This window comes from Bacillus sp. PK5-006, from assembly GCF_054161415.1.
Genome location: NZ_CP096414.1, coordinates 288,886 through 307,047, shown reverse-complemented (window position 1 = coordinate 307,047; position 18,162 = coordinate 288,886). Strand labels below are relative to the sequence as shown.

At 43.5% G+C, this 18,162-nt stretch carries 21 protein-coding genes; 6 read left to right on the top strand and 15 right to left on the bottom strand.

The features are described from left to right. The 7 genes from M1D84_RS01510 to M1D84_RS01480 are packed head-to-tail and all read right to left on the bottom strand — an operon-like array spanning nucleotide 1 to nucleotide 7,143. Nucleotides 1-1,029 carry a PseG/SpsG family protein gene (locus M1D84_RS01510; RefSeq protein WP_247721672.1) on the bottom strand — a complete coding sequence of 343 codons (1,029 nt, stop codon included), beginning with the start codon at nucleotides 1,027-1,029 and terminating at the stop codon, nucleotides 1-3. Beyond that, entirely contained in the window at nucleotides 1,026-1,766 is a 741-nt protein-coding gene (locus M1D84_RS01505) for a cytidylyltransferase domain-containing protein (RefSeq protein ID WP_029707507.1), read from the bottom strand. The genes M1D84_RS01510 and M1D84_RS01505 overlap by 4 nt, the downstream gene beginning before the upstream one ends. Beyond that, a complete protein-coding gene (locus tag M1D84_RS01500) occupies nucleotides 1,756-2,880 on the bottom strand; it encodes an N-acetylneuraminate synthase family protein (protein WP_283859719.1) in 1,125 nt (374 codons plus the stop codon). Before M1D84_RS01500 ends, M1D84_RS01505 begins: the two co-directional genes overlap by 11 nt. Nucleotide 2,881: 1 nt before the next feature. Beyond that, entirely contained in the window at nucleotides 2,882-3,757 is an 876-nt protein-coding gene (locus M1D84_RS01495; RefSeq protein ID WP_073207812.1) for a GNAT family N-acetyltransferase, read from the bottom strand. Then, nucleotides 3,754-4,932 carry a DegT/DnrJ/EryC1/StrS family aminotransferase gene (locus M1D84_RS01490; protein WP_073207815.1) on the bottom strand — a complete coding sequence of 393 codons (1,179 nt, stop codon included), beginning with the start codon at nucleotides 4,930-4,932 and terminating at the stop codon, nucleotides 3,754-3,756. The genes M1D84_RS01495 and M1D84_RS01490 overlap by 4 nt, the downstream gene beginning before the upstream one ends. 21 nt (nucleotides 4,933-4,953) lie before the next feature. Further along, nucleotides 4,954-6,366 carry a capsular polysaccharide export protein, LipB/KpsS family gene (locus M1D84_RS01485; protein ID WP_133744430.1) on the bottom strand — a complete coding sequence of 471 codons (1,413 nt, stop codon included), beginning with the start codon at nucleotides 6,364-6,366 and terminating at the stop codon, nucleotides 4,954-4,956. Between the two features lie 6 nt (nucleotides 6,367-6,372). Next, a complete protein-coding gene (locus tag M1D84_RS01480; RefSeq protein ID WP_024423812.1) occupies nucleotides 6,373-7,143 on the bottom strand; it encodes a glycosyltransferase family 2 protein in 771 nt (256 codons plus the stop codon). Between the two features lie 175 nt (nucleotides 7,144-7,318). Here M1D84_RS01480 and M1D84_RS01475 point away from each other — a divergent pair, with 175 nt between their 5' ends. The 3 genes from M1D84_RS01475 (at nucleotide 7,319) to M1D84_RS01465 (ending at nucleotide 9,462) form a co-directional block, all read left to right on the top strand. Continuing rightward, nucleotides 7,319-7,993 carry a YIP1 family protein gene (locus M1D84_RS01475; RefSeq protein ID WP_024423813.1) on the top strand — a complete coding sequence of 225 codons (675 nt, stop codon included), beginning with the start codon at nucleotides 7,319-7,321 and terminating at the stop codon, nucleotides 7,991-7,993. A gap of 193 nt (nucleotides 7,994-8,186) precedes the next feature. After that, a complete protein-coding gene (gerQ, locus tag M1D84_RS01470) occupies nucleotides 8,187-8,717 on the top strand; it encodes a spore coat protein GerQ (protein WP_024426405.1) in 531 nt (176 codons plus the stop codon). Nucleotides 8,718-8,844: 127 nt separating this feature from the next. Further along, nucleotides 8,845-9,462, top strand: coding sequence for a cupin domain-containing protein (locus M1D84_RS01465; protein ID WP_024423814.1), 618 nt, complete (start codon nucleotides 8,845-8,847; stop codon nucleotides 9,460-9,462). Nucleotides 9,463-9,504: 42 nt separating this feature from the next. Here M1D84_RS01465 and M1D84_RS01460 read toward each other — a convergent pair whose 3' ends face one another. The 3 genes from M1D84_RS01460 to M1D84_RS01450 all read right to left on the bottom strand — a co-directional run bounded on the left by M1D84_RS01460 (nucleotide 9,505) and on the right by M1D84_RS01450 (nucleotide 11,620). Next, nucleotides 9,505-9,876: a DUF423 domain-containing protein gene (locus M1D84_RS01460; protein WP_103131754.1), complete on the bottom strand. Its 372-nt coding sequence runs from the start codon at nucleotides 9,874-9,876 to the stop codon at nucleotides 9,505-9,507. 70 nt (nucleotides 9,877-9,946) lie between these two features. Continuing rightward, a complete protein-coding gene (locus M1D84_RS01455) occupies nucleotides 9,947-11,254 on the bottom strand; it encodes a purine/pyrimidine permease (RefSeq protein WP_024423815.1) in 1,308 nt (435 codons plus the stop codon). Between the two features lie 33 nt (nucleotides 11,255-11,287). Next, nucleotides 11,288-11,620 carry a YwdI family protein gene (locus M1D84_RS01450; protein WP_024423816.1) on the bottom strand — a complete coding sequence of 111 codons (333 nt, stop codon included), beginning with the start codon at nucleotides 11,618-11,620 and terminating at the stop codon, nucleotides 11,288-11,290. A 170-nt stretch (nucleotides 11,621-11,790) separates the two neighbouring features. Here M1D84_RS01450 and M1D84_RS01445 point away from each other — a divergent pair, with 170 nt between their 5' ends. Further along, nucleotides 11,791-13,149 (top strand): aldehyde dehydrogenase, encoded by a 1,359-nt coding sequence (locus M1D84_RS01445; RefSeq protein ID WP_172880430.1) that lies wholly within the window; start codon nucleotides 11,791-11,793, stop codon nucleotides 13,147-13,149. 33 nt (nucleotides 13,150-13,182) lie between these two features. Here the strand turns inward: M1D84_RS01445 and M1D84_RS01440 are convergent, their stop codons facing one another. Both M1D84_RS01440 and M1D84_RS01435 read right to left on the bottom strand, forming a co-directional pair. Continuing rightward, entirely contained in the window at nucleotides 13,183-13,863 is a 681-nt protein-coding gene (locus tag M1D84_RS01440) for a uracil-DNA glycosylase (RefSeq protein WP_024426408.1), read from the bottom strand. Then, entirely contained in the window at nucleotides 13,860-14,687 is an 828-nt protein-coding gene (locus M1D84_RS01435; protein WP_206534239.1) for a glycosyltransferase family 2 protein, read from the bottom strand. Before M1D84_RS01435 ends, M1D84_RS01440 begins: the two co-directional genes overlap by 4 nt. A gap of 128 nt (nucleotides 14,688-14,815) precedes the next feature. Here M1D84_RS01435 and M1D84_RS01430 point away from each other — a divergent pair, with 128 nt between their 5' ends. Continuing rightward, nucleotides 14,816-15,130 (top strand): general stress protein, encoded by a 315-nt coding sequence (locus M1D84_RS01430; protein WP_206534238.1) that lies wholly within the window; start codon nucleotides 14,816-14,818, stop codon nucleotides 15,128-15,130. Nucleotides 15,131-15,255: 125 nt separating this feature from the next. Further along, nucleotides 15,256-16,065 carry a bifunctional hydroxymethylpyrimidine kinase/phosphomethylpyrimidine kinase gene (locus tag M1D84_RS01425; RefSeq protein WP_024426411.1) on the top strand — a complete coding sequence of 270 codons (810 nt, stop codon included), beginning with the start codon at nucleotides 15,256-15,258 and terminating at the stop codon, nucleotides 16,063-16,065. Nucleotides 16,066-16,112: 47 nt separating this feature from the next. Here M1D84_RS01425 and M1D84_RS01420 read toward each other — a convergent pair whose 3' ends face one another. From M1D84_RS01420 to M1D84_RS01410, 3 genes are all read right to left on the bottom strand, one after another. Beyond that, the gene (locus M1D84_RS01420) at nucleotides 16,113-17,186 is read right to left on the bottom strand and encodes a chitobiase/beta-hexosaminidase C-terminal domain-containing protein (RefSeq protein ID WP_206534237.1); all 1,074 of its coding nucleotides are present in this window, start codon (nucleotides 17,184-17,186) and stop codon (nucleotides 16,113-16,115) included. A gap of 156 nt (nucleotides 17,187-17,342) precedes the next feature. Then, nucleotides 17,343-17,597 carry a hypothetical protein gene (locus M1D84_RS01415; protein WP_024423823.1) on the bottom strand — a complete coding sequence of 85 codons (255 nt, stop codon included), beginning with the start codon at nucleotides 17,595-17,597 and terminating at the stop codon, nucleotides 17,343-17,345. Nucleotides 17,598-17,958: 361 nt separating this feature from the next. Further along, nucleotides 17,959-18,033: a response regulator aspartate phosphatase gene (locus M1D84_RS01410; RefSeq protein ID WP_229137478.1), complete on the bottom strand. Its 75-nt coding sequence runs from the start codon at nucleotides 18,031-18,033 to the stop codon at nucleotides 17,959-17,961. Nucleotides 18,034-18,162 lie beyond the last annotated feature (129 nt).

Here is an 18,162-nt window from a genome sequence, read left to right as displayed (position 1 = left end):
CTACACATCCTTATGTTCTTTTTGGTGATGATTCATGAGGTGTATAAGAATGTTTTTCACTCGTTCAGTTCCTTTTCCATCGATGAGTGTCCGTCCATTGAGATGGATGCTCCTGCGGAGAAAATAGCTGCCAGACAGCCTTTCCACAGCACATCGTATATCTTTTTCATCCACAAGTTCACCTAATCCAAGATGACGGCAGGCTCCCTTTTGTGCAAAACGAGCGGCTGTCACTGCTTGGTGGTCGACTTGTGAAAGGACAATACTGGGCACTCCGATACAAACTGCCTCGTATAACGTCATCCCGCCAGCCACTATTGCCAGATCAGCTTCCGAAAGGCGCGCAGGTAATTGATCTGTATGACGAATGAATTGAATATGCTCAGCCTCTATTTGTTCTTCAATGCGGGAGGCTTTTCCTGTAACTGCTAAGATGTGTAAGTGGTCAGCTTCGAGGAGTGCTGATACAGCCTTTGATAACAATCCGCGCGGGTCACTGCCCCCAAGGCTGATGACCACCTTTTTGCATTCTTTTCGAACCTCATATGTGTCTTTTAATCGGCTTATCTCTTGATCTAACAATAAATAAGGTGTTCCATAAAAATATTCTGTCCCATCTACTTGCATGTGCTTTTCGTCCAGACCGCCATAAATGCCGTTCACGACAGCATCGGCAAGCTGACAAGCTTCTGCTCTTATTTCTTCAAATAAAACCAGCCTTGCAGAGCCGGAGGACGCTTTGATCAATCGAAGAAATTGGAGGTCACAATCAAGTACATCAATCAGCAGAAGATCTGGATTCAGCTCTTTTATGTCCTGCTCCATCTGAAGGAATGCCTTCGACTCCTGCACCAAATGAACGTGCCAATCTGGACCTGAGAGCATTTCTACACAGATCTGTTCATTTGTATAGAAAGATATGTCGTTTCCTTCTTGAAACAGTTGATTTGCCAGCCGTTTCATTCTGACGACATGCCCCATTCCTCTTAAAAACCCACCGTACACAACAATCATGATTTTCTTGTTCATTCAGCATCCTTCTGTTTCACAAATTGATTCAACCGAACAATATCAGGGTCTTGTTCGCAAATGGTGATGAGTTCAGCCGTAGGCACAGCAATGGAGCCGCCAGCTTTCTCTAGTAAACGGGTCGCAAACACATAATCTTCTTCTGTATCAATCGTGAATCGATAAGCAGGATATGCAAGTTCTTTGGGCGGTGTGAATAATTGCAGGTGAAATTGCTCAGGATGCTTTCTGATATAGAGCGTGACATGCTCACGCTCTGGCTGCGTAAGGGGAAAATTGTCGATTTCACTTAAAATCTGTGCGTCGATCATTTCCCCGGAAATACCGAGTGGTGTTCCAGCCGTATACGTGTAATCAGCCTTCTCTTGTCTATGTTTTTCAAGCATTTTCGACAAAAGGACTGGATCTATAAATGGGTTATCTCCTGTTAAACGCACAATGGTTTGCGGTTCAAAATGACGGACAATCTGCGCAAATCGCTGCAGTACATCCGTCTCACTGCCACGAAATACTTTATAGCCCTTGGAGAGACAATAATGAGCCAGCAGATCATCTTCTGCCTCAACTGTTGTGGCGATCATGAGATTCTGCGTTTTGTGATTGTAATGATCTGATTGCTTTACTCGTTCAACAATCAGGTCGATCAGCGCCATACCGCCGATCGGTTTCATTACCTTTTTTGGCAGCCTTGTTGAGCCCATTCTCGCCTGTATGACAAAAAGGACATCATTGATCATTTGGCGTCTCCTTCATGAGTACATCTTTCCACGAAACCCCTGTATGGGCTGGGATATCTCTGACAGCCTTTGCGCCAAGTAAAACCGCCATATACCTTGGATGCAGACCTTGGCTTTTTTGTCCTGGACGTAACACGGCTAGATTTTCTGCGGTCAATGTCTCGCCCTTCGCAATGCCTTTTGTCGTAAAAATACCTCGATACGCAAATTCACGAATCTTGCCTTCAATAGCTGTTGTCGTTTTATAAGAACTGCCAAGGAGCTCTTCTGGCACTGAATGAATGTCAGCTTCTTTTAAATTCCGCTGCTTTTCTGCCGCTCGAATATGCTGAACCATTTCCTTCAATTCTTCAGGATCAAGCGCAAAGGAATGATCAGCCCCAGGTAACGTTTTATCGACTGTAAAATGCTTTTCAATAATTGCTGCCCCAAGCTTCACAGCAGCTACAGGCGCTTCAGTTGGATGCTCACTATGATCAGAAAAGCCAATGACTGCCTCGGGAAATGCCGCAGCTAAAGTTTGAAGCACACGCAGATTCGTGTAAGCTCTAGGTGCTGGATACTTTGCTACGCAATGCATGATCGCGACCTGCTGATTTTGCTCGCTTGTAATCGCCTCGTATGCTTCATGGACATCCGAAATGGTTGCCCCGGCTGTTGAGAATATGATGGGCTTTTGAAAAGATGCCGTGTGACGCATAAGAGGCAGATGATTGATTTCATAGGATGCCAGCTTGAAAGCCGGCGGATCGGTTTGATTCAATAGATCCGCAGATTCTTCGTCACACACTGTGCTTAAAAATATCAGCCCTTTTTCCGCGCAACGTGACAATAACACCGGGAGCCATTCTGGCGGCAGCTCCATTTGTTCCACTAAAGAAAAAATAGACACCTCTTCTCCCTTGGCTGTTTCGTACAAACCCGGTTCCTTTTGATACATCCGATCAGCTTGAAACATTTGAAACTTCACCGCATCGGCACCTGCTTCTTTTGCCACATCAATTAAAGCAAGCGCCTGATCCAGCTTTCCATCATGGTTAATGCCTGCCTCTGCAATGATAAAGACAGGCGCACCATCCCCTACTTTGCGATCTCCGATATAGAAATGCGCCATCTTACCTCTCTCCTTTTTTCGGCCACACATGGTAATACAAGAAGGCATTTTTTGTTCTAAAGCCTAGCTTTTCGTACAGCTGAATCGCGGTTGTGTTATGCATCTGAGTTCCGGCAGACATAAACCGATGCCCTCTCTCATAAGAGGCTTTTATTATCGCCATCACGAGCTTTTTTCCGATCCCTTTTCCTTGTGCATCCGGTCTAATGGACAATAAATCAAGCACTAGTTCATCGCCCTTTGTTACCCCTTGAATCAAACCAATGACTTCATCGTTTACCTTTGCCGTGAGATTGATATCTGCACGTCCGAGTAAATTGTTTCTCATCCATTCCTGAAAGAAAAGCTGGACGACATTCTGATCTAAAAAAGGATCAAGTGCGTACCGGCTTTTCCCAAACGCCTGATGAGCAAGTGAGACCGCCTCATCGTAATCCTTTTCATTCGGCAGACTAATAACCACATCTTCACCCGTTGATGGAAGCTCCATTTGAACAGGCGGCGCCTCAAGACGAGTGAGACCTCCCACATAGTACACATGTGACAGTCTTTGAACGATACGGTTTTTTACAAGATCAGATGCTTCAAGACGTAAAAAGAAAAAATCGCATTTTTCAGTTCTCATCCAATTGATGAAACGCTCCATCAATTCTTGAAAGGAAGACGCTGACTCCGCTTCCACAAACTTCACATGAAAAATATGCTGATCAAAAATGCCGCTTTCCCATTTTGACCATTCATATAACAGGACTGCTTTGAGCTGGGCGCCATTAACAAGAGCAAACTGCTTGAAGCCGTTCATTTGTTGCGCTTGTTGACCGTATTTCTCCAGCCAAGCAGCCAGCACCTGATCATCTACAGCATGAACGACCTTCATGATGATGCCCTCTGTTCTTTTAAAATTGACAACACCGCTGTGATAACATCCTGCACATCTTCATCTTTCATACTTGGATAGAGCGGCAGTGAGAGCGTCTGCTTGTAGTATGCGAGTGACTCAGGGAAATCCTCTGGTGAATAGTGATATGTTTCCTGATAGTATGGATGCAAGTGAACAGGGATAAAGTGAACACTCGTGCCGATTTTATATTCCTTTTGCAGCTGATCAATCAGTTCATCCCGCGTGATGAATGCTTCTTTTGGATTCACTTGCAGTACATACAAATGCCATGCATGTCTTCCTTCTTGATGCACAGGCGGCAGGATCAGACCCGCTTCTTTTTGAAAAGCCTGATTGTATGCTTTTGCAATCTGTTCTCTCCGTGCCTGCATGTCATCCAGACGGTTTAGCTGAACAAGCCCTAACGATGCCTGCACGTCAAACATGTTCATTTTATAGCCTGGTTCCTCGACCTCGTAATACCACGTTCCTTTTTCTCCATAACGATTCCACGCTCCCTTGCTCATCCCATGGAGCGCTAGTCTTCTAATCCGAGCAGCAAGCGCATCATCATTTGTTGTCAGCATGCCGCCTTCACCAGTCGCTAGGTTTTTCGTTGCATAAAAGCTAAAAGCGGTCGCATCACCAATGGATCCAACGGGCTGACCGTGGTACGTTGTGTAAAGAGCATGGGCAGCATCTTCAAGTACAAATAGATCATACTTTTTGGCAATCGCTAAAATTCGGTCCATATCGCACGATTGACCGGCAAAGTGAACAGGAACAATCGCTTTTGTATGTGGTGTAATGGCCGCTTCTATTTTCTCTGCATCCAGGTTGAGTGTCGCTGGATCAATATCGACAAATACAGGCGCTGCCCCCGTATGGATAATCGTATTAGCTGTTGCGCAGAATGTCAGAGGGGTTGTAATCACCTCATCCCCAGTCCCAATCCCTCTTGCCTTTAAGGCTAAAAATAAAGCAGCCGTACATGAATTGACAGCGATCGCATGTTTTGCACCTGTCAGCTGCTGAAATTCTTCCTCAAACTGTCTTACTTTTGGTCCAGTTGACAGCCAGCCGGACTTTAATGTTCCAATGACTTCATCAATTTCCTCCTGCTCAATGAAAGGCAGAGCATAAGGAAGAAATTGTGCTCTCTTTTTTCCCATATCGCTTGCACACCCCTATCTTCATCTCTGAAAATCCACACCAGTTTTTGTTTTGAGCAGAGAAAGCAGAACATCGATAGATCGCGCATGCGGATAATGCTGTTTAATGAACTGTGCTCCTTGCTGCTTTGCCAGTTTCATCTCTTGTTCATCCGACAAAATACGAATGGCTTTCTCAGCTAGTTCAACAGGGTTTTCCATATGATAGCTGCCAAGCGACTCGTAATATGGGTATCTTCTGCCTTCTGTCATTTTCCCGATCAGCACACTCTTTTCAAAAAGCATCGCTTCAAGACCAACTGTGGATGTGAGCGTAATCACGATATCCACATATGGCAGCAGGTCATACAGATCAATTTCTTTTTTAATCAATTTCACATGATTTCCCGCTCGTTCAATAGACACATAGTCATTTAATCGATTTCGAGCAATTTCCCAAGGATGCGGCTTCATGATCAGCTGAATGTCTTTCCGTTTGGCGATCGTTTTAAGAACATCGCCATAAAAGGCTTCAGAAAACGGCTGCGTTGCCACAAGCACAGTCTTTTTAGCCGGACTGAAATTCAATTTACGAAAAATGAGATCCTGTTGAAGCGGCGTTCGCTCCTTCACCAAATCAAACCTCGGATGACCTGTGATTTCCACTTGTTCCGGCTGACAGCCTTTGTCTACATACCAATCCTTTTCATACTTTCCAAACACCCCATGGCAAGTCGTAAAAATCGGTAAAAAGGCTTCGTCTCCCATAAGCGCGCCATGCTGAAGACAGATACTCGTAAGCTGGCGTTTCACTGTTTGCAAAGCGAGTACGCGGCTGTAGACATCCTCTGTCGTTCCAACAATAACAGCTGCAATCGGCTGCATTTGAAATAGCATTTCTATCTGGTCAATGACATCAATAAATTGCACAATGTCCTTTCGCAGTTTTTCTCTAAAAAAGACATTGCCAAAGACAGGGTGGTGAGCGTAAGGTTTAAGAAGAGCATTTGCTTTTTCAATATATTCAGCGTGGGCTTCTTTATTAACCTCTCCGGCTAATTCCGGCTTACTGATCACGGGTAATCCGTAATAATCCGCCTTCTTCCAGCGAGCGAGCACCACCGTTTGGTTTGGATGGAACCGCGTGTAATTTTGTTCCGTAAAACGCAGGTGTTCAAAGTGAAGCAATACCTTTCCATTCGCCGGACGATAATCAATACGCTTGATCTGCTGTTTATGCTGATCAAAAAATGGCTGAATCTCTTCCGGTAATGGACAAGCGGTTGTCAGTTCTTGACCGAATGCCTCATCTTCCATGCGTTCCCTCACTTCAGGACTGATATATTGATAAAAATTACTGATCAGCCCAAGAGGAATTTGCTTGTAGGACAAATCCTTCATCAGATTCACATACTCAAAATACACCTGCCAATAATGATGAATATAGTGCGTCACTTCAGGTCACCTCCCATGTCTTTGTTTTAATATACTGCGAAGCTCCCAGCAGGTGGACTGCTCGGGAAGTGCTTGAATAAAGGCACTTTTCTCTTCTTCTGCCAGCTGATAATGAATGGACTGTTCTGTAATGTAATTTGTATCTAATATTTCATCAAAGGGATAGAACGGATAAAAATGATTTAACCGGAAAAAGAAACGGGCATCCCCTATTCGATAAAAATGCGGACTCTCGTCCCAGTAAGACCCAAATTCCTCATGAATTTTTGATAAAATGGATGTACGATGCACGACCGAGCAATGATCTATGGCGCAGGGGGCATTCCATTGCACTGTTTGCGCCGGCCGAATCGTTTCCTTCACTGGCTCTTTTTTGCTATTTAAATAGATCACTTTAGAACTAGAATAGACAATATCCTTACCTGGATGGGCATCTAGATAATGAGTGAGCTTCTCTAAACGGTCCGGGGCGTAGACATTGTCATCTGTGGCATAGGAAATATACTCCCCTTTTGCCAGTTCTAATGCTTGATTAATCAGCACGGCGTAGCGAGTTTTCGCTGTTCTCTCTTCCAGCGTTTTGACACCGCTTTGGATAAAATGAACGCGGGGATCTTTGCGAAACGGTTCAATAGCAGCAAGGGTTTTTTCGTTTGATCCATCATCCATGATAAAAAGTTCAAAGTCTGACAGCGTCTGCTGCAGGACCGCTTCAATCGATCTGCCGACGTAAGCTGCCTTGTTGTAGCTCGTCATAATGACAGTTACTTTTGTCAAAGTTTTCACCTCGGTCTCTTTCAAACTATGTTTATCATATGTGTCTCCTCTTAAAGAGACTGTAGAGTGACCTATTTTTTATAAAATTGTATTTTTTTATTGATCTATCTTTGAAAAATGCGAACTTTTTGGTAATATAAGTAATCATTTGTGTGTATTAAAGGAGTAAAGAACATTGGAAGCTATGAAGAATGATCACTCCCAAGAAGAGGAAGTAAAAGGATTTTTTCGATTTTTTAAAATTTTCGTCGCGACAAAAACGATTATTCGCTCATATCAACATTCCAATATTCCCATTTGGCTGATGATGCTCCTTGCAAGTATCGCCGGTACGGGCTGGATCTACGAAGGGTATTTTAGCGAGTATATGGGCAATCATATTCCATTCCCTTTTATTCTGTTACAAGGAGCGGGATATGGTATTTTGGCAGGCAATATGATTCTATTTTTCGGTGTCCTCATCATCAAGTGGTTAGGACGTCTCTTTTTCGGCTGTCAAACGGCGTATCGAGATATACTCAAAGCCTGCACACTGACGGTCTTTTTCCCTTCTGCTTTATTTTCACTTACTTGGATTTTCACTGTTGGGATGCTAGGTCCGTATACGTTTGTTAAAATCTCACCATATTTAGATCAGCATTATGAAGTATGGTATTATCTCGATCTTTTACCTCTTACGGAAGCATATGCTAAGACGTGGATATTGGGAATGGCTGTTTTAGGCATTGTCGCTGTGATGAAGCTCAGATTATGGCAAGCCTTCATCATTGTGATCACACCGCTCGCCGCGTTTTTTCTCATCATGACACTTTTATTTGATATTCAGCACGCTATAAACTGGATCATGTAAAAAGGACGAGTACCGATAGAATACGAGGGATTGTCTTCACGCTGAGGAATTGCATAGCAGTTCCTTTTTTTCGTTAAATGTACATATTCTCCCCTCCTGTCTCATAGTGTGAAAGAGAGAAAGAATGCTATGGAAACAACAGGTGCTTTAGCGCCTTCTGTTTAGAACACCATGAGGAAAGAGGAGGAACGTTATGAAATTGAAAAATCAATTTGGGCAAGGTTCGGGTTTCGAAGGTCAAGATTTCCGCCAGCAACAATATGGAGCAAATCCGTATCCTGCGCAGCAGATGGGTTATTCAGTCCCTCCCCAAACGCAGGGTCAAATGCAGCAGGGGTTTTCACCAATGCCGTCTACCGGTACTTCACAAGGAGGCCAAGGAACGCAGGGCGGCGGTCAGCCCTATCAAATTCCTTCTGGACCGGTTTATCAGCAGAATGTCACCGGGCAGCTGCCTATTGAGCAGTCCTATATTGAAAATATTTTACGATTGAACCGCGGCAAGGTAGCCACGATTTATATGACGTTTGAGGCGAGTAAGGAATGGAATTCGAAGATTTTTAGAGGCGTCATAGAAGCTGCAGGCCGTGATCACATTATCATTAGTGATAATAAGACAGGAACACGATACTTACTATTAACAATCTATCTTGATTACATTACGTTTGATGGAGAAATTCAATATGATTATCCTTATTCGATGTCAACATATTCTCCGAGATAACGTCAAGCATGGCAAAAGCAAGGCTCAGGTGCCCTTGCTTTTTCTTTTGTCTAGGTTTTTGTCACACCTCTGGGACGCTGCTCATAAGATGCCTAGTAGTTTTATCAAAAGCCTAGAGGTGACATCAATGACTGTTGAGCTGGATTATACATCACCAAATGTCAAATTTTCATACGATCTGAATCAAAGCCCCCTTGTGAAATTCGATCAGCATAACCTGATTAATGTGTTAGGAAAAAAACAATTAAACTCGTTGGATCAAGTGTCCCTGCTGGATATATATTTGAGTAAAAGCAAAGTCGTAGAGCCTCATTATCATCAAAATGCGGCAGAGCTTGTTTATTGTATAGCCGGTTCTGCTGCCGTATCGATGCTGAATCCATTTACAAAAAAACTGCACACCTACACCATCACACCTGGACAGGTGGCAAACGTGCCTCAAGGCTGGTGGCACTATGAAGTCGCTCTCCAAGACAGAACTCATTTGTTAGCTATTTTTAACGCATCTACACCTGAAGTGATCCTAGGCTCAGACCTTCTCACTCTCACCCCTTCTCACATCATGGCCCATACTTATTGCATGAACGAAACACAGTGGAAGCAGGCGATAAAGCCTGTGAAACCAAGTGTGTTTATCGGACCATTTTGCCACCGGGAAGAAGAGTCTCAAACGCATCCTGTCCCTCCATCTCACTACGTCCCATATTATCAAGCACCGCCCAACTATACCCCTTACTGGAGTTAAGAAAAAAAACCGATGCCCCTATGAGAGCATCGGTTTATTGGCTTATAAATTTTTTGCTGCTGCAATGACAAGCATGATCCAAGAGGCGATAAATGCTACTCCGCCAATAGGAGTAATGGCACCTAGAATCTTCACCTGCGTCAATGCCAGCACATAAAGGCTTCCTGAGAAGAAAAGGATGCCTGCAAGCATCACCCAGCCAGCGGTTGGAACTAGGGAGACACCTGACAGCTTATCTGCAAGAAAAGCGACAACAAATAGGCCAATGGCATGGAACATCTGATATTGAACACCTTTATTCCATATTTCTATATATTTTTCAGGGATTTTCCCTTCTAGACCGTGCGCACCGAAGGCTCCAAGTCCAACAGCAAGCATGGCGTTAATGGCACCTAAAATGAAAAATAGTTTCATTCGTCATTCTCCTTATCTCGTCAATTATATTTATCATAGCGCGGGTGAAGGGTGACATTCAACTTTCCCTTTACGTTGACACGAGATTGTCGGATTTCTTTTTCTTTCGTAACAAGACTTGGTCGACCACGATCGCAATGAGTGTGCCTAGAACAAGACCGTTGCTTAATAATGAAATGAGCACAGGATGCATCCCTTTCAAGGCCCCCTGAGGCACAAACATCGCCCCTACGCCTGCTAAAACAGCAATACCAAGAACAAAGCGAATGCGCGGAATTTCTTCTTTCTCATACTGATCAAACTCCGACATCGCAATCCCAATCATAGAAGAGAAGACCACAAAGTTTACAGCAAGCCCCACAGGTGATGGCAATGCAGAGAAAAAGCTCATGAGCAGGGGAAACAAACTAATGAGAACAACAAGCAGACTTCCTATGAAAAAAGGCTTTCTCGAAGGAATTTTGGTTGTCTGGATAAATCCGGCTGCCCCCGAAATAGGTACAGGCGCAATCGCCCCGATCAGCCCGCTTAATAAATGACCAAATGCAGCGACAAAACCAGCAGGACGTGCTCTTTTCCGCTCACGCAGATCACCAAATGCCTTCACTGAGCTTTCCACAATTCGAATACTTGCCAGCATGTTCACAATGAGTAAAATCGTTATAAAAAAGGACGTGACAAGCAATCCACTGTCAAAGACCGGCATACCGAATGGAAACAGCTTCGGAAACTCGATGATTTGTTCTGGAATTCGGACCGGCTTCGCCAATCCGAGTAGAGCGAATAACAGCCATCCGCCTGCAAGTGCGAATAACACAGAAAACTGTCTTAAATAATGCCATTTTGAGCGGCTGATCATGAAGGTAAGGATAATAATCAAGATCGATAAGCAAAAGACAAGCCCATCTACTTGATTTCCCCGATAGCCGATGCCCATCAGCCCTTTCATAATTGGCTGACTTAGCTGCACAACAAGCAGCAGCAGGTAAATGCCTGTGACGACTGGCGTAAATAAAGACGCGAGCCAATTGATGATTTTAAATAGACTAAAAATAAAAAAGAAAACAGCACTAAAAATTAAAGCCCCTTGTAATGCTTGCAGGGTTTCAGGATACGTCGCAAAGATTGTACCTGTCATGCCGGCATAAAGGGTATACACACCCCACCAAAGCCCTGCTGGACTTTCATTAATCGGCAGCATATGGCCGCATAAACACTGCACCATTGCCACAAGACCAAGTGAAAAGAACGTACTTTGAATCAGCTCCGCCGATTGCACTTGGTTCAATTCAAATGCTTGTGCAATCGCAATTGGTACGGCAATAGAAGCTGCGATAAAAAATGCCATCCACTGAATGGCGCCCAAAAATAGTTTCAAACCAATCACCTTCCCTTTGTCGTGACAAGACCATTAAAAATCAAAAATAGAGTCGCCGTTCCCGTCCTTCTCTTTTTGACCCTCATCATTTTGCTGAAATTTCTTCGCGCCACTTGTGCCCATGAGTTTCTCCAGCATGGCTTGATCTGCAGACACAGATGGTGCTGATGGTGTATGTATCGATGAAGGTGGTGAAATGACCGGCGACTGCGGCATTTGCACCTGTGATGGTGCGTCGAGAATAACATCACATAGTGAAGAAATGGCAGCCACTTGACGTTTCACCTCTTCATCATTTCCACTTTGTTTTGCTTTTTGAACCGCTTCCTCCATTTTTTGAAGCAGGCTTGATATATGAATATTCAAGGGTAGACCCTCCAATCTAAAAAAATCTCTTTTCAACATTATTTTACCAAATGAACAAAGCAAATGGGTTCATTTTTTCAAAGCAGTGCGCTCACGACTCTCTTATTTGACCCGTCATCTTCATTCACACATAATAAAAGAAACAACATCGTCTATGAAAGGATTGAATAATGGACAAGCTCACTGCTCTATTTCAGAAACAAAAAGTCTTTCAGAAGCCGGCGGTTCAAGAACGCATCCGCATTCTTCAAGACTTAAAAGCAGCCATCAAACAGCATGAAAAGGATATTTTACAGGCCTTAGCCCATGATTTACATAAATCCGAACAGGAAGCCTATACAACAGAGGTCGGGATGGTGTATGAAGAAATCAATCATACCCTCAAGCACCTTCACAAATGGGCGAAGCCAACTCGCGTGAAAACACCGCTGACTCATATCGGATCAAAAAGCATGATCATCAAGGAACCCTATGGAAGTGTGCTCATCATTGCTCCTTGGAACTATCCTTTCCAATTGGCCCTTTCTCCATTAGTCGGCGCGATTTCTGCGGGAAATGCTGTGATTTTAAAGCCGTCTGAGCTGACGCCAGCAGTCTCACAAGTGATCAGCACTATCATCAAACATGTATTTCAAGAAGACCATGCGGCTGTCGTAGAGGGCGGTGTCGATGTCAGTACAGAGCTGCTGAAGCTGCCCTTTGATTATATCTTCTTTACTGGAAGTGTGGCAGTCGGCAAAGTCGTCATGGAAGCCGCCGCAAAACATTTGACCCCTGTCACACTTGAGCTTGGCGGAAAAAGTCCCAGCATCGTCATGCCTGATGCCGACATCAAGTTAGCAGCGAAGCGGATCACCTTTGGAAAATTCACCAATGCAGGGCAAACCTGCATTGCACCAGACTATTTGCTCGTTCATGAATCCATCAAAGAGGAACTTTTGCGAGAAATGACGGCCTGTATCCGTGACTTTTATGGTGAACATCCCGAAACGCATCCGCACTTTGGAAAAAATGTCAGCCAGCGTCATTTTGACAGGCTTACACAATTTCTCTCAAATGGAACGATCGTCACAGGTGGACAGCGCAATGAACAGGAGCTCAAAATCGCTCCGACCATTTTAGACCACATCACATGGGATGATCCCGTCATGCAGGAGGAAATTTTCGGACCGATTCTGCCTGTCATGACCTTTGATTCTCTGCATGAAGCAGTTCATATGATCAAAGCAAGGCCAAAGCCGCTTGCGCTTTACTTATTTACAACAAATAAAGAAACAGAAACCTATATTCTAGACAACCTCTCATTTGGCGGAGGATGTATCAATGACACGCTTATGCATGTCGCTACACCTTACCTGCCATTCGGAGGCGTCGGCGAAAGCGGCATGGGGCGATATCACGGGAAGGACAGCTTCTTTACTTTTACGCATGAAAAAAGTGTCCTGCGGCAAACCAATCGCTTCGATTTTTCCTTCCGTTATCCAAATGCGAAAAACGGACTCGACTTGGTTCGTAAATTTTTAAAATAAACAGGACGAAGGGTCTCTCCCCTCGTCCTATTTTCATTCAATATCCTTGATACACCAATTGATTTCTTCAATCCCCATTTGCTTTAAATACGCGTTTACCTTTGAAAACGGCCGGCTGCCAAAAAAGCCGTTTCTTGCAGAAAAAGGACTTGGATGAGGTGACTCAATGATAAAATGCTTGTTTTGATCAATGCGTTCTTTCTTGTTTTGAGCATGTCTTCCCCATAACACAAAAACGACGGGCTGTTCACGCTGATTCAGCACATCAATCACGCGGTCTGTCACACGTTCCCAGCCCTTGCCTTTATGAGAATTCGCCTCGCCCTTTCTCACAGTCAGCACAGTGTTTAAAAGCAGCACACCCTGCTCTGCCCAGCTGACAAGTGAGCCGTGGTTTGGAACAGGACAACCAAGATCATCCTTTAGCTCCTGAAAAATATTTCTCAAAGATGGCGGATGTTTGACGCCCGGCTGAACAGAAAAGCTTAATCCATGTGCCTGCCCTGGGCCATGATAAGGGTCTTGTCCTAAAATCACCACTTTGACCTTTTCATATGACGTCAAATGAAGAGCACGATACACGTCATCTGGTTTTGGAAAAACAGTCTGCGTGCGATATTCTTCCTTCATCCATTCACGTAATTCCTGATAATACGGCTGTTCAAATTCACTTTTCATCACAGCCCACCAGCTATCATTTAAAAATGGCTTCATTGTGGTTTTCCTCCTTCTACTTGCTGCGCTAGTCTGGAGATCATCGGTTTTCCATCCCACACAATCTCACTCTCTGATTCTCTTTTTTTCATCGCTGGTTCTTCTAATAATATCGCAAAGTTCGCTGTCGGCAGATCGCCCAGTTCATGCTTTTCACTTAAATCATCTAAGTAGTTTTTCCTTGTTTCACCAAGATCACTAGATTGATTTCCACCGCCGTCAAAAAACGCATAGATCACGCTCGCAGCTGGCACTCGTTTCACTCGGGCATGCTGTGATACACGCAAAAAGAAGTCCCAGTCCCAATAATGATGCATCGCTGGATCAAAATAGCCAATCTCATCGTGTATACAGCGTTTGTACATACTGCCTGAAGGAACATATGTAGAAAAGACACGCATATCCTCAATATCTGCTGTATAAGCAAACAAACGTCTCGACAGTGGAAAACGGGTCGCGCCTTTTTCTTCAAATGATACAATTTCTGCATCAGAAAAGACAAAATCGGCATCCTCCAGCGCCTTACTCATGCGTTCGATATGACAAGGTGTGAAGTAATCATCGTCGTCACTCAGCATGATGACGTCGCCTGTCAGCTCCCGCACTCCCACATTTCTGGCATTCACATGCTGGACATTCTCATCTAAATGAATCAAGCGGATCGGAAGCTCAGGGTAAAGTTCCTGAATGATGTCGACTCGCTCTCCTGCATCATTGACGACAACAATTTCAAAAGGCGGTACGGTTTGTCTTGTAATGGATTCAAGCAGCTCACACAGTGCGCTGAGCCGGTTATGTGTCACAATTAATAAGGAAATCTTCATATGCAGCTTACTCCTTTAATAGATTCGTCTTTTTCCATTAAAACATAAATTGACTTACTTCTCATGATATAAAAGGCGGTTTGATTTGATGGGAAAATGGGAATTTTTGATGAAAAGGAGTGATGATGATGGAATATATCACGGTGGAGAATAGTAAAGAAGCAAAACAGACCATTGACCACATTCATTCATCGGGATCATCAAAGGACGCTGTTTTTGTTTTTGCCTACGACCCAGAACGCTCTGATACCGTAACAGAGCATACAGACGCCAAAAGCATGACAGCGGTCGATCAAGGAATTTTGGATCAAGTCGCCAATGTCATTCGCACCCGGGATGATGAACTGATGGCCAAAATGATGTCAACTGGGGCCGATCAAGAGTTAGCCTTAACGCTTTTAGACGAGATGAAAAAAGGGAAATTGGTGATTTGTAAAAGGTAAGAAAGAGAGGCGTTCCGAAGAGAGGAACGCTTTTTTATGCCGTTTCATTGTGATAAACGGAAAAGCTGATTATAATAAGGGATAGAACAATAACTGCTACACATCACATTGGAGGTTCAGCAACTATGTCTATGAATAAAGCACTCACCATCGCAGGTTCGGATTCAAGCGGCGGTGCAGGTATCCAAGCAGATTTAAAAACGTTTCAAGAAAAAAACGTCTACGGGATGACAGCTTTAACCGTTGTCGTTGCAATGGACCCACATAATCATTGGGATCATCAGGTGTTTCCAATTGATACGGCGACAATTCGCGCGCAGCTCTCTACCATTGTAGAAGGCATTGGTGTAGATGCACTGAAAACGGGTATGCTTCCTACCGTCGACGTGATTGAGCTTGCAGCTGACACCATCAAAACATATGACCTTAAAAATGTCGTCATTGATCCTGTTATGGTTTGTAAGGGTGCAAACGAAGTCCTTTACCCAGAGCACGCGGAAGCACTGCGTGAAAAGCTCACGCCACTCGCAACCGTTATCACACCTAATCTTTTCGAAGCAGGTCAATTAAGCGGAATCGGCGAGATCAAAACGATCGAACAAATGGAAGAAGCAGCAAAACGCATTCACGAACTTGGTGCAAAGTATGTGGTCATCACTGGAGGCGGTAAGCTAAGCGAAGACAAAGCCATCGATTTGCTTTATGATGGACAAACCTTCGAACGCCTTGAAACAGATAAAATCGACACAGAATACACACACGGCGCAGGCTGCACATTCTCAGCAGCAGTCACAGCTGAACTAGCGAATGGATCAGACGTGAAAGAAGCCATTTATGCAGCAAAAGAATTCATCACGGCTGCCATTAAAGGCTCTTTCCAGCTAAACGAATACATTGGACCAACAAAGCATTCTGCTCATCGTTTTGACAAATAAAACAGAAAAAACCGATTCGCCTTGTTAGGAGGTGAATCGGTTTTTGTTTATCGAAAGCTTCGTCTCTGTGCAAACAGCCAATCTGTTAAGCCTGGCGTCTCATAAGCAGGCGTCCATGATGCATGGTCATATCCATACTTACTTGCATACTCCGTATAAAGCGGCTGGCCGCCAGCTTTTTGAATAGCTTGAATGGTATTTCTTGCATAGCTGATAGGGATAATGGAATCATCTTCTGCATGAAATGCCCATATTGGCTTGTTTGCTAAAATTCCTGCCTTGCTTGGATCTGCTCCCCCCGCAATAGGAATCATTGCTGCAAACAAACGAGGATATGTGATGTTCAACTGGTACGTGCCAAATCCACCTTGTGATAAACCCGTCGCATAAATTCTTTTCTGATCAATCTGATAAGAAGTTAACACATGCTGAAGGACATCATAAGCTTTGTGTAAATCTGGTGAAAATTGAAACACGTTCGTCAGATCAATTTCATTTTGCAAATTTCTTGTTAAAGCAAAGCCTCCATCGACAGCATCTCGCGCCTGAGGTGCAAGTACATACGAAGGATGTTTCTTTTGGACTTCAGGAGAAGCCCATAAAACTGCACCATCATTCGCAAGTAACTGCTTTTGATTGTCTGTTCCCCTCTCCCCGCCTCCATGTAAGAATAGGACGAGAGGATAGGCTTTACCCCTTTTATGGTTTTTTGGAATATACAGCCGATAAGGCATTCCTTTGTATTCGAAAGATAAAAAAGATGATGCAATGTCCTCTCGTGTGACAAAGCGATAATTGTACGTAGACGTGGAAAGGCGGCGGTTTTTCTTGTAAACGCTTACTTTTAAAGTCGTATCAGTTTCGATATGAATGGGCTTTTTGTATAACTGACTTTGAGTTGTCGGCTGGCTGCCATCTGTTGTGTAATAAAGAGAAGCTTTTTGAACGTGAGAATGCAGAGCTACCTCTTGTGAACGATAATATTGACCAGATGGGACTGAAGCAGTTGATGCAGCATACGACGTATGATTTCGGGCAGAAGAAACGGAAGGAAAAAGAAAACTCATAGAAAATAGGACAATCATAAAGGTGATCAGGCATTTCTTAGTTGTATGGTTCATATCGTTCCTCCTGTACATGCTCAGATGAATTTTTTATTTATTATTGATCATGACAATACAAATGTCAACGCTTTCATTTAAATTCCTGAATAATCAGACATAATACAAAAAAGCGTACCCGCACGCAGGTACACTCTTTTATCCATACATGAATGCCTATTTTTGCTGATCGGACTCTTTCGCCATTTTTCGAATAAAGGCTTCAATGGATTCAACAAATAAAGCATATTCTTTCATTTGTTTATACGTATCTGACAGCTTCTCTTTCACTTCTTCCTGCTCTAAAGAAGGTTCACCGAGAATAGATTGAACTTGAATGAGCAATTCTTTATATTCTTCACGTTTATCTTCAACATGATCTGCCATTGTCTCCAAGCGTTTTCTAGTCGTCGGCTGCTGTTTTGAATTCAAGTAAACAACCCCTTTTTTTGTCCTACCGCATTTGGATAAACGTCAGCCTCAGCTGTATATATTTTAAAATGATACCATAATTCCACCTGTTATCATATATGTAAAACGTCATCAAACCGCTTTAGGCCAACCTTGTATATACACGTTATAGGCTTTAAGATACAGGCTGATCTCACTAGAAAAAAGCAGATCATTGATCTGCTTAGATTGTAGAGAAATCCATGTTTTTCTAAAATTTTTTGCGTAAGTATGATGAAGTGTTTTAATGAAAAAAAGCCTACCATAATCCGAACATTTTTTCACAAGCAACATTTATTTTTTGCAAAAATGAACGACAGTTCCGATTGAGTTTATCCTCTTTCTATTCCTGAACCATCATTTTGTACCTGGCATCAATCAAGCTAAAGTATATTAAGACATTTTGGTCTTCTTCCATATTTTTGCGGGCTATTACAATCTCTTTTCTTTTACTTTCTGCATTTAGTATGTCCTGTTCCGTTCCAATCACCGATCATCTTAGCAACAAGTGGGCTTGCTACTTTCTCTGCCAAACAGACCTCCCCCT